Here is a 10,809-nt window from a genome sequence, read left to right as displayed (position 1 = left end):
ATAGGACATTTCTATTTTGGTAAGAATAGGACATTTCTACTTTGGTACGACATTAGGGGTTGCGGATATTGACTTTTATGACAGGCCCTTGTTATACTACTTCTGCGAATGGGAATTTATGGATTATACAGCGATTAATTTAATACTCCAGGCTGGGTATGTCGTAAAGGTTGTGTTGATAATGCTGCTGATATTTTCGGTGGTGTCGTGGGGTATTATTATATATAAGTGGAGATATTTCTCAAAGGCAAGGCGGGAATCGGGGGACTTTCTCAAGTATTTTCGTGCGGGAAGAGAGCCTGGTGGGCTTAATAAGCTGGCAAAGGCGTGTGAGATTAGCCCACTTGCAAGCATATACACGGCCGTATATGAGGATAACACGTTGGACGGTCCTGATGACGTAAGAAGGGCGCTGAACAGGTATTCCGCGCTGGAGAGTGCACGTCTTGAGAAGTATCTGAACTTTCTTGCCACAACCGGCTCCTCCACACCGTTTGTAGGGTTGTTTGGCACTGTATGGGGCATTATGAACGCGTTCAGGGGAATTGGAGCGGCTGGGTCGGCATCGTTGGCCGTAGTAGCACCCGGCATTGCCGAGGCGCTGATAACAACGGCGGCAGGACTTGCGGCGGCTATACCGGCTGTCATCGGCTTTAACTATTTTTTGAGCACGGCCAAACGGCAGATAATTGAGATGGATGACTTCTCGGAAGACCTGTTGGTGTTTTTTACCAACATAATGAGTGAACCCAGAAGAAAGTGAAGGTAGAAAGAAATAGAAACGTAATGTCCGAGATCAACGTAACCCCTCTGGTGGACGTTATGTTGGTTTTGCTGATAATCTTTATGGTCACTGCCCCGCTTATGAAACAGGGGCTGGATATAGACCTGCCCAAGACCAAAGGAGCCGCCCTCAGCAAAGAAGAACGGTTTACAATAACGATTAAAAAGGACGGCGACATATATCTGAACAAGGAAAAACACACGATGGATACACTGGTAAGCAAGCTCAGGGCAATAAGCCATGTGAACCCCGATGTGTATCTTGAGGCAGACAAAAACGTGCCATACGGCAAGGTCATAGAGATAATGGCGGAGATTAAGTCCGCAGGAATAGAGAAGCTTGGTATGATAACCGAACCAAAGTCGTCTAACTAGCGGAACTGCTAAAGTAAAGGCCATGATAAGGGGAAACGAGCTATTTTGATGAGGCAGCCGAGCGTTCAATTCAGCACAGTGGCATCCTTGTTGCTGCACACCGTTGTGTTTGGGGCGTTTATGTACACATTGAAACATCAGCCGCGCTACGTATTGCCAAAGACATATACGGTCAAACTGGTTGCGCCGGTAAAGGCGGCGACGGTGCAGCCTTCTTTGGGAGAGCCGCGCGCGCAGCAGAGGCCAACTGAAAAGGAGCTTCCTCCTGTGAAAGAAGAGCCTGCAAAGGCCGCGAAATATGAGATGAAAGAGACCCCAAAACAGGTGCCAATCCCCAGGAAAGAGACCCCAAGGCCGACAGAAGTCAATAAGCCTGTCAAAGAAATCCCAAAACCCGTCATAGAGACAAAAAAACCTGCTGAAACGATTGCGATGAAACCAGAAATCACGAAAAAAGTGGCGCAACCCGTTGCGGTGAAGCCTGAAATAACGAAAAAGCCGCCCCCTAAAGAGCAGCCAAAAGAGCAGTCTAAGGAGCAGCCCAAAGACCAGCCAAAGGACAGCGCGAAGGACAGCTCCTCTGTCGAGGACAGGATTTCCATGTTGAAGTCAAAGAAGAGGCTTGAGCAGCACGCAATGCTTCGATCCATGGTAGATTTAAGCAAAAAGGACGTGAAGATGGGGCAAAGCCCTACCGGAGCAACCCAGAGTACATCTCCCAGTTTCGGTGACGCGGTCAACAACGAATACAGCGACATAGTCGGCGCTCATGTCAGAAAGCGCTGGGCATACCCGGAGAGCGCCAAAAAGAGCTTAGAGGCCGTAGTGGTCTTTACAATAAAGCAAGATGGAAGGATAGAAGGTATGAAACTTGAGAAATCGTCTGGGAACAGTTTTTTTGACCGCTCTGCGTTAAGCGCGGTAAACAAATCCGTCCCAATGCCCCAGCCTCCGTTAGATGCGTACGAAGTAGGGATAAGGTTTACCCAATGAGGAGAGGATTGTTGGAAATAACCCGATTGGCAGCCACCATGTGTCTGCTCGTGGTGGCGCTGTTATGTCTGAGGGAAAATGCGGCGGCGAGGGTATATATAGACATCAACTCGCCCGGCCTTAAGAGGCTTCCCATAGCCGTGGTGGATTTTGCCGGCATCACCGAGGGTACCGAGCTGGCCGACATCATAAGAAGCGACCTGGACTTTACGGGCTTGTTCGTGTTTATAAATAAAAATGCGTTTATAGAGGACGCCACAGCGCCGTTTAATCCTGACAACTGGAAGCCCCTCGGCATAGACGCCGTGGTAAAGGGAACGGCTGAGGCTGAGGCTGATGGCACATTAAGCGTGGTTGCCTCTGTGTATGATGTTGTCGAATCCAGCAATATATTAAAAAAGAAATACGCCTCCAGAAAGGATTTAATAAGGCCGCTTGCCCATAAAATAGCCGACGATATATACGAGGCACTGACGGGCCAGAAGTCCTGTTTCGGCTCCAGGATAGTATTCATCGGCCAGGAAGGAGACAGAAAGTCAATATATTTAATGGATTACGATGGACAGAGGGTAAAGAAAATAGTTTCAAAAGGCGATGTCACGATGAAGGCACATTGGTCACCCGACGGCAAGAAGCTCTTCTACTCTTCGCTGAGAAATGGGAGATGGGGCATATATGAGCTGGACTTTGACACAGTTTCCGAGGAAAAACTCTTCTCATCGGGGGCAACCGACCTCGCGGGGGACGTAACGCAAGATGGCAGTTACCTGCTTTTTTCGTCATCGGGCAAGGGAAGCCCTAACATCTACCGGCTGCATCTCGGTACAAAAATAGTTACACGCCTCACCCATTCGGACTATATAGAGGTGTCTCCGTCTGCGTCCCCGGATGGCAAGTCAATAGTGTATGTGGCGGACAAGAGTACAGTGCCGCAGTTGTATATAATGAGCACAGATGGAATGGACTCACGGAGGCTGACCTTTGAGGGCAGTTATAACACCTCCCCTGAGTGGTCACGAGCCGGGGATTTGATTGTGTATAGCGGCAGAGAGGGGGGGAGGTTTCAGATATATACGATAAAACCCAACGGCACTGAGCTTAAGCAGTTGACTGACACGGGCAACAACGAGGAACCATCCTTTTCGCCCGATGGTCGGCTCATAACATTTACGTCAGACAGAGACGGGGCAAAAGGGGTTTACGTAATGACGGTAAACGGAGATGGACAGAAGAGGATCTCACCCAGAAATATAAGGGCCTTCGGCCCTTCATGGTCACATTAAACACACAATTTGGAGGTATAGAAATGAAACGCATAGCCTTGTTATTAGTGCTTCTTGCCCTCGTTGTATCGGGTTGCGCTACGACGGATGTAGCAGTTCCAGACGACAAGAAAGGGAAAGATGCAGGGATAAAGGAAAGGAATGGCAAAGACGACGTAATCAAGATTGACAGGGACAAAATAAGAGAGGGTGCGTTGTCGGAGGAGCAGATTCGGTCACAGATGGCGAGTCTTTTTAAGGACATACATTTCGGGTACAACAGGTATGATGTGGCCGATGATGAAAAGGCGAATCTCAGAAAGATAGCGGAATGGCTTCTGAAAAACTCAAACGTCAGCGTACTGATAGAAGGACATTGCGACGAGAGGGGTTCAAGTGAGTATAACCTTGCACTGGGAGACCAGCGTGCGCAGTCAACGAAGAACTATCTGGTATCTTTAGGTGTTCCGGCAAGCAGACTTGAGACTATCAGTTTTGGAAAGGAAAAGCAGGTGTGTATGGAGCACACGGAGGAATGCTGGTTGAAAAACAGAAGGGCACATTTTGTTTCCAGCAAATAGCTGGCAAATAGGAGGAATACAAGCGGTGTTGCGGATTACTAAAATAGTACCGACAGTTTTGATACTGGTTATGGCCTCTTGCGCTACGGACGAGTTTGCGCACCTTAAGGCTGATGTCAGCGAATTGAAGAAGGTACAGTATCAGCAAAAAGACGATGTGGCAGACATAAAAAGTCGGCTCTCGATATCGGATACGCAAAAAGGCAAGTCTGACACGTTAAACGCCATAAGGGATAGCCAGGAGAATCTGAACTCAAAGGCTACCAATTTGAGCCGCGAACTCCAACAACTGTATGGACGTGTTGAGGAGAGAAAATTTTATGTTGACCACGCGTTAGCCGAGGCCAAGGCCGAACGTGATCTCCTGAAGACACAGTTAGAGATGGTGACAAGCGAGATAGGCGACCTAAGGGGAAGAATTGAGCGAATTGAGGCTGCCATGCAGAAAAAAGGCATAGCAATCTCACGCCCCGAACCAGTGCCGACGCAGAAGCCACCGGTCACATCATCGAAAGAGCCGCCGACAGATGCACCACCGCCGCCTTCATCAGAACCGCCTCCTGCCCAGCAGACCAGCCCTAAGGCAATGTATGACGAGGCTATGAAAGACTTCAACGGCGGCAAATACAAGGAAAGCAGGGAGAAATTCAACCGCATAGTAAAGGAATTTCCGACGAGTTCATTAGCCGCAAGCGGGAATTTTTGGATCGGTGAGACATACTTTAAAGAGGGCAGCTACGAGGATGCTATTTTGAGCTACGACATAGTGGTGAAAAAGTATCCAAACAGTGACAAAGTCCCCGCTGCAAAGTTGAAACAGGCACTGGCGTTTATTGAGATAAAAGATCCAAAACCGGCAAGGACAATACTTCAGCAAATCATTGATGACTACCCGCATACGCCTGAGGCGGAACAGGCAAAGAAGCAGCTGCAGTTGATTGGGAATCAACCTGCGACAAAGACTGATACGAAGAAGAAGGTGCCCTCACCGTTGAGGTAGCGCCGCAAAATAAAGGTTGAAAACATTGGCTGCACTATTGTAGTATAGAGCCGTCTGTGGCCGAAGTGGTGGAACTGGTAGACACGCACGTTTGAGGGGCGTGTGGGGTAACCTATGGGGGTTCGAGTCCCCCCTTCGGCATTATCTAACTCTTGGATTTATAAGGACAGTATTTCTAAAAGCCCTCAAAAAAACCGTCACCAGCCATTTTTTAGGGCATTTCCGTATCTGTTTATTTGGTTTGATTGCGGAGCAATAATTTCGCTAAAATGCTACTATGTACGGATGGCGAAAAATTTAACCTAAGCATCTGGCATAAGTGCAAAATAAAATGGTTGAGCGGGTGGTTTTTGTGGAATTAGTCTAAAAGCGCATGGATAATGCTATCAGCGGGAATGCGAACTATACAATCCGGTAAATGAAGAACCTGTGCAACCTCTGCAAACCCGCTTATTTATTGGTAGGCACGGGGGGTATCGAACCCCCGACCTCTACCGTGTCAAGGTAGCGCTCTAACCACTGAGCTACGCGCCTTTATGCAGCGTTGTTCTATCGTTGATTTAACACTTTTCTGCCATATATTGTCAAGTGCAATTGTTCAAAATACCGTGACGGCAGCAATTCTCAATGAATATGAAAGAAGGCATAATTAAAAGTTGCAGAAAGGAACAGGAAGGCAGGGGATAATCCCCCGTCTTGTCGTGGGCGGCATAAGGAGCGCGAATTCCGGCAGAAGCTGCAAAGGCTCACCAGCTCATCCATTCTTTTTCCTATTGCCCGTCTTTCGGCTTTCGACGACTTGCTCTTTAGGACATTTCTATTTTGCTACAACAATATTGCGCTATATCCTTGACAATAAGTACGTGTTTGCCCTGAGTGACTTCCACAAAAGTTGAAATCAGGCCGCCGATTATGTTAGATTTGTACTGTAAATGGAGGAATGCCAATAACAATGAAAATTACCCTCATCAGCCCGTACCCTGATATAACCACCTTCGGTTTAAGGACAATATCGGCGTACCTTAAGCAACACGGCCACCAAACACAACTGCTGTTTCTGCCAGACCCGCAAGGCGACAACATCATCTTTGGCAAGGACAGATACGCCCCTCACACCATGGACGAGGCGGTTGAGATATGCAGGGGGTCAGATTTAATCGGCATAACGCTGATGACGAATCATTTTGACTGCGCCGTGCAGATTACAAAGAAATTAAAATCTGCCTTTAATACCCCTGTGATATGGGGCGGCGTTCACCCCACCATCAGGCCGAAAGAGTGTCTTGAGTTTGCCGACATGGTCTGCGTTGGCGACGGTGAGGAGGCAATGCTCGAAGTTGCCAACAATATCGCCGAAGACCGGGACTGCTCCGGTATTGGCAACGTTTGGAGTAAATCCACTGGCAATATTATTAAGTCAAACCCCGTCAGGCCGCTTTCTGGGAGCCTTGACAGCTATCCCATGCCGGATTACTCGTTTACCGGCCACTATGCCTTGTCTGACGGGCAAATTGTGCCGCTGACAAACGCCCTCACAAAGAAATTTCTTGAGCGTGGCACTGTGTCGGCCTATCTGAAGAGAATCGGCTATCAGACAATGACCGGCAGGGGTTGCCCGCATAAGTGCACATACTGCATAAACGACACCATAAAAAACCTCTACAGCGGCAAGGGTTATCTCCGTTGGAGGACTACCGGCCATGTCATCGGCGAACTCCTGTGGGTGAAAGAACATATGCCCTATGTCGGCTTTATCTGGATATCCGACGACGCGTTTTTTGCCCGCGGATTGAAAAATATTGAGGAATTTTGCAAGGAATACAAAGAGAAGATTGCACTTCCTTTTACGTGTCTGGCAAGCCCTCTCACAGTGACCGAACAGAAGATGGAACTGCTTGTTGACGCCGGCCTGATATATCTTCAAATGGGGGTTGAGAGTGCCAGCAAGAGGATTCAGGACCTCTTTAACCGCTCAGCGATGTCAAACGACAAGATGATGAGCGCCATCAATATAATTAACAAGTACAAAGACAAGATGTACCCGCCGAGCTACGATTTCATACTCGACGTCCCATATGAGACCGACAAAGACAAGGTTGAAAGCCTCAGGTTTATCGCCAACATTCCAAAACCATTTCGACTTCAGCCGTTTTCCCTTGTCCTCTATCCTGATACAAAACTCTACAATATGGCAAGGGACGACGGCCTTATCGCAGACGACAAAAGGGACATCTACTCAAAGTCCTACACCATGAGGCAGCCCAATTATTTGAATCTCCTTATGACACTCGCAAGGGGCGGCAAATTCCCCAACTCCCTGTTAAAATTCCTCACTGCCCCCGGCATCGTTGACGTCTTAAACGCCAGGGCGCTAAGGCCAGTGTTTAAGGGCTTCTATGTCGGCCTGCAACGGGCCTACCGGCTGGCAAAGGGACTTGGAGGCCGACAATAAGAGTTCTCCTCATTCAATCCTACCTCGGCGGTGGGGAGCGCCTTGTATTCCCGCTCGGACTGGCCTGCCTTAAGGCGCAGCTTACCGCCCACGAAGTCATGACCATTGACCTCAACGTGTGCCATCGCCCGTTTGATGAGTTAAGGGACACCCTCCTGGCCTTTCGTCCTGAAATCATAGGGATTTCTATCAGGAACATAGATTCGACTAATAAACGCCACGTGGTGTTTTATTATAATTACATTAAAGATACTTTGGCCGTGATAAAGCAGGTATCGGAGGCGGTAATAGTGGCGGGCGGGTCGGGGTTTTCGATGTTCGCTGAGGAGATTATGAAAGATGAGCGCCGAATTGACTTTGGGGTATTTCTTGAAGGCGAGATAACATTTCCCCTTCTCATCGAAAACATCTCTGACCCTGAGAAGGTTGCCTCTGTGTATTATCGAAAAAATGGCGAGGTGCTCTTTACAGGCACTGCTGCCTCCGCCGATGTAGGTGTCTTAAAGGTGCCGCCGCGGGCCGAAATGAATATCGGGCAATACAGAAAGATTAGCGGTGCCATAGGGGTGGAGACCAAGAGGGGCTGCGCCTTAAACTGCATATACTGTGTTTATGGGTTTTTAAACGGCAAGACCATGAGATTAAGACCCCCATCAGTTGTAGTTGACGAAATCGAAGACCTTGCCCTAAACAGCGGCGTAACGGACTTTACCTTTGTAGATTCCATGTTCAACGTACCAAAAAAACATGCCGGGCAGATATGTGAGGAGCTGATTCGCCGCAATATAAAAGGTCTGGCATGGTCGGCCTGGTTTAGTGAAAGACATCTGGATAAGGAGTTTATAAATCTCATTAAACGCGCCGGCTGCAGGACAACCATCCTGTCGCCGGACGGTTTTTCAGACACCGTCCTTGAAGGGCTTGGCAAAAATATAACTAAAGGCGACATCATAAGGACATACGAACTGCTCAGGGCAGCAGGCGGTATTGAGGTAAGCTATAATTTCTTTAAGAACCCGCCCGGACAAGACGTCAGGACATTTATAGAGCTTATGGCGTTTTCCCTAAAGGCCAAGTCGCAGATGGGCAACAGGGTTCACTTCGAGTTTAACTCAATGAGAATCGAACCCCACACCGCGCTATACAAGACTGCCCTTGCCGAGGGTGTGGTTGCCGGGGGCGATGACCTTCTCTATCCGAAATACTATACCAACCCGAGGACACCCTACATTGAGACAATGTTTAACGCCCTGTTAATACTGAAAGAGCTGAGGCGCTGAGATAGATGGAAAGACAATCTGTCTGTGCCGTAGTGGTAACTTACAATCGCAGGGAACTCCTGCTTGAGTGCCTTGAGGCGCTGAAGGGCCAGACCGTGCCCTTAGACGCCATATATTTAATAGACAACGCCTCAACCGATTCCACGCCTCAACTGCTCCTTGACTCAGGGTTCATAGACATTATCCCACCTGATGCCCTGACAGAACCCGTCGGGTATCATAAGAAATTAAGCGCCACCTCCACAGACATATACTACGTGAGGATGCACAGGAACACCGGCGGCGCAGGGGGATTTCACGAGGGGGTCAGGCGTGCCTATGACAGCGGGGCGCACTGGCTCTGGCTGATGGACGACGATGTGGAACCGGTCAAAGACGCCCTTGAGGTGATGCTGTCGTATACGGCGGTGGGGGAGTGTGTACTGCCGAACAAGAAATTCGCCGACGGCACCGTCCTCAGTGACGACAGTCATTTCTCCCTGAGCATGGGAAAAATGATGCCGGTAAGGAATGGGGAGTTTGCCCAACACAGCAGATTTTCGTTTAAAAACTACGCCACATTTGAGGGGATGCTGATAAGCCGTCGCATTGTTGAACAAATCGGCTATCCGGACAGGAGATTTTTCTACCTCGGAGATGATTTTGTCTATGGAGTTATGGCCTCTTTATATACGAACATCGTGTTTATCAAAGACGGTCTGTTTTATAAAAAGCTGAAAAGGCAGGACGCAAAGAGCCTCATGGGCAGAGAGAGCATTCGCCTCAAGGACATGGAGATATACTACAGGGTAAGAAACATGTTCCTGATATTTGAGTATATGAAAAAAATAGGCACGTTTTCGCCACTGGCCTATGTCTCATTATTTATGAACACCATCAAGTCCGCCCTTGGCATAGTGGTGTACGATAAAAGCCTGCGAAGGCTCTATCTCTTGTTTAAGGGCCTGACAGATGGCGTACTGAAAAGGTTTACCAAATGGTAACGAAAGAGAGCATTTTTCGAGACATCCTGAGACTAATCGTCTGGTATCCTCTGAGGTGGACGGTAGAGGCGATGCCGGTTGCCTCCGGCCTCAGATTATTAAACAGAATGGGTGAGCTGCATTTTGCCCTGTCAGGGGGAAAGGCTGCGATACTTAAAGACAATCTCTCCAGATTTATGACAATCGAAGACGGGCAAAAGTCAAAGATTGTAAAAGAGTATTTTAAGAACCACTACGTTGACAGGCTGGTGATATTTCTATTCCCGAAATTTCACACCCGGCAGGTAGGGCAGACCATTGATTTCGAGGGACTTGAACATCTTGATACCGCGCTGAAAAAGGGGAAGGGCGTTATCCTTGTCCACGGGCATTTCGGGCCTGTGCACATACCCCTTGTTGCCCTGGCGAGGCTTGGATACAGGATGAGGCAGATAGGGCTTCCATCGGACGACGGGTTGAGCTGGATAGGCAGACATGTCGCCTTCAGGCTGAGGCTGAGGTATGAGGCGAAAATCCCCGCCGCGATAGTAAATGCCGAATCATTTCTAAGGCCAATATTCCTGTGGCTTAAAGACGGAGGAGTGGTGATGGTAACGGGAGATGGAAGCGGCACGCAAAAACACGTGGGAAGGCACGATGTGTTCGATTTCTTAGGGCACAGGGTATTATTTCCACTTGGGCCGGCGATACTGGCCGAAAAAACAGGGGCGGAGATATTGCCGTTGTTTGTCACACCGGGGAAAAGAAAACCATATAAAATAATAATAGGCACCCCCCTTGCCGGGCCAGACGAGCAGCGCGACACCGGCACCATAACCAAACGCTTTATAAAAGAGCTGGAGGGCAAAATAAAGGCCTATCCCGCGTACATGCACTTTCTTGACAGGTTTAAGGCTGGCGAATATGTGATTGATACCTGTGATACTAAAACGTAGCCATTGACGTAAGTGTCTGTCTTATGTTGGCATTGGCTGCGAAAGGAAATACATTTAATGGTACCCCAAACTGGTCTTTCTATACTTGACAAATATAACTGTGATGAAGCAGGGTAAGCGTCAAGAAAACCCCATCTTTACAGTGGGGGTAGCAGATGTCATAAT

10 protein-coding genes and 2 tRNA genes are annotated in these 10,809 nt (G+C 48.5%); 11 read left to right on the top strand and 1 reads right to left on the bottom strand.

Annotated features, from left to right (window positions below; genetic code table 11):
* Positions 1-16 precede the first annotated feature (16 nt).
* The 7 genes from AB7D94_RS14030 to AB7D94_RS14000 all read left to right on the top strand — a co-directional run bounded on the left by AB7D94_RS14030 (position 17) and on the right by AB7D94_RS14000 (position 5,135).
* Complete coding sequence (locus AB7D94_RS14030; protein ID WP_420266553.1) at positions 17-763, top strand: MotA/TolQ/ExbB proton channel family protein; 747 nt, start codon at positions 17-19, stop codon at positions 761-763.
* 23 nt (positions 764-786) lie between these two features.
* The gene (tolR, locus tag AB7D94_RS14025; protein ID WP_420266557.1) at positions 787-1,158 is read left to right on the top strand and encodes a protein TolR; all 372 of its coding nucleotides are present in this window, start codon (positions 787-789) and stop codon (positions 1,156-1,158) included.
* A gap of 48 nt (positions 1,159-1,206) precedes the next feature.
* Positions 1,207-2,151 carry a cell envelope integrity protein TolA gene (tolA, locus tag AB7D94_RS14020; RefSeq protein WP_420266555.1) on the top strand — a complete coding sequence of 315 codons (945 nt, stop codon included), beginning with the start codon at positions 1,207-1,209 and terminating at the stop codon, positions 2,149-2,151.
* Between the two features lie 11 nt (positions 2,152-2,162).
* A complete protein-coding gene (tolB, locus tag AB7D94_RS14015) occupies positions 2,163-3,434 on the top strand; it encodes a Tol-Pal system beta propeller repeat protein TolB (protein ID WP_420266552.1) in 1,272 nt (423 codons plus the stop codon).
* 23 nt (positions 3,435-3,457) lie between these two features.
* The gene (gene pal / locus AB7D94_RS14010) at positions 3,458-3,994 is read left to right on the top strand and encodes a peptidoglycan-associated lipoprotein Pal (RefSeq protein WP_420266550.1); all 537 of its coding nucleotides are present in this window, start codon (positions 3,458-3,460) and stop codon (positions 3,992-3,994) included.
* 25 nt (positions 3,995-4,019) lie between these two features.
* Complete coding sequence (gene ybgF / locus AB7D94_RS14005) at positions 4,020-4,994, top strand: tol-pal system protein YbgF (RefSeq protein ID WP_420266549.1); 975 nt, start codon at positions 4,020-4,022, stop codon at positions 4,992-4,994.
* A 59-nt stretch (positions 4,995-5,053) separates the two neighbouring features.
* Positions 5,054-5,135, top strand: a tRNA-Leu gene (locus AB7D94_RS14000).
* 317 nt (positions 5,136-5,452) lie between these two features.
* Here the strand turns inward: AB7D94_RS14000 and AB7D94_RS13995 are convergent.
* Positions 5,453-5,528: transfer RNA gene (locus tag AB7D94_RS13995), tRNA-Val, on the bottom strand.
* A gap of 418 nt (positions 5,529-5,946) precedes the next feature.
* Between AB7D94_RS13995 and AB7D94_RS13990 the strand changes: the two genes are divergently transcribed.
* The 4 genes from AB7D94_RS13990 to AB7D94_RS13975 are packed head-to-tail and all read left to right on the top strand — an operon-like array spanning position 5,947 to position 10,644.
* A complete protein-coding gene (locus AB7D94_RS13990; protein ID WP_420266548.1) occupies positions 5,947-7,446 on the top strand; it encodes a B12-binding domain-containing radical SAM protein in 1,500 nt (499 codons plus the stop codon).
* Positions 7,443-8,726: a B12-binding domain-containing radical SAM protein gene (locus AB7D94_RS13985; protein ID WP_420266554.1), complete on the top strand. Its 1,284-nt coding sequence runs from the start codon at positions 7,443-7,445 to the stop codon at positions 8,724-8,726. Before AB7D94_RS13990 ends, AB7D94_RS13985 begins: the two co-directional genes overlap by 4 nt.
* A 5-nt stretch (positions 8,727-8,731) precedes the next feature.
* On the top strand, positions 8,732-9,709 hold the full coding sequence (locus tag AB7D94_RS13980; RefSeq protein WP_420266547.1) for a glycosyltransferase: 978 nt from the start codon (positions 8,732-8,734) through the stop codon (positions 9,707-9,709).
* Positions 9,703-10,644 (top strand): lysophospholipid acyltransferase family protein, encoded by a 942-nt coding sequence (locus AB7D94_RS13975; RefSeq protein WP_420266546.1) that lies wholly within the window; start codon positions 9,703-9,705, stop codon positions 10,642-10,644. Before AB7D94_RS13980 ends, AB7D94_RS13975 begins: the two co-directional genes overlap by 7 nt.
* Positions 10,645-10,809: the final 165 nt, after the last annotated feature.

The sequence above is a fragment of the Candidatus Magnetominusculus dajiuhuensis genome (assembly GCF_046044395.1).
Lineage (GTDB): Bacteria > Nitrospirota > Thermodesulfovibrionia > Thermodesulfovibrionales > Magnetobacteriaceae > Magnetominusculus > Magnetominusculus dajiuhuensis.
This window is presented reverse-complemented; position numbering and strand designations above follow the sequence as displayed.

Excerpts from the sequence above, each read along its gene's own strand:
- tolR (WP_420266557.1), top strand. The coding sequence starts at position 787 with ATGTCCGAGATCAACGTAACCCCTCTGGTGGACGTTATGTTGGTTTTG.
- tolA (WP_420266555.1), top strand. The coding sequence starts at position 1,207 with ATGAGGCAGCCGAGCGTTCAATTCAGCACAGTGGCATCCTTGTTGCTG.
- pal (WP_420266550.1), top strand. The coding sequence starts at position 3,458 with ATGAAACGCATAGCCTTGTTATTAGTGCTTCTTGCCCTCGTTGTATCG.
- AB7D94_RS13990 (WP_420266548.1), top strand. The coding sequence starts at position 5,947 with ATGAAAATTACCCTCATCAGCCCGTACCCTGATATAACCACCTTCGGT.
- AB7D94_RS13980 (WP_420266547.1), top strand. The coding sequence starts at position 8,732 with ATGGAAAGACAATCTGTCTGTGCCGTAGTGGTAACTTACAATCGCAGG.
- AB7D94_RS13975 (WP_420266546.1), top strand. The coding sequence starts at position 9,703 with ATGGTAACGAAAGAGAGCATTTTTCGAGACATCCTGAGACTAATCGTC.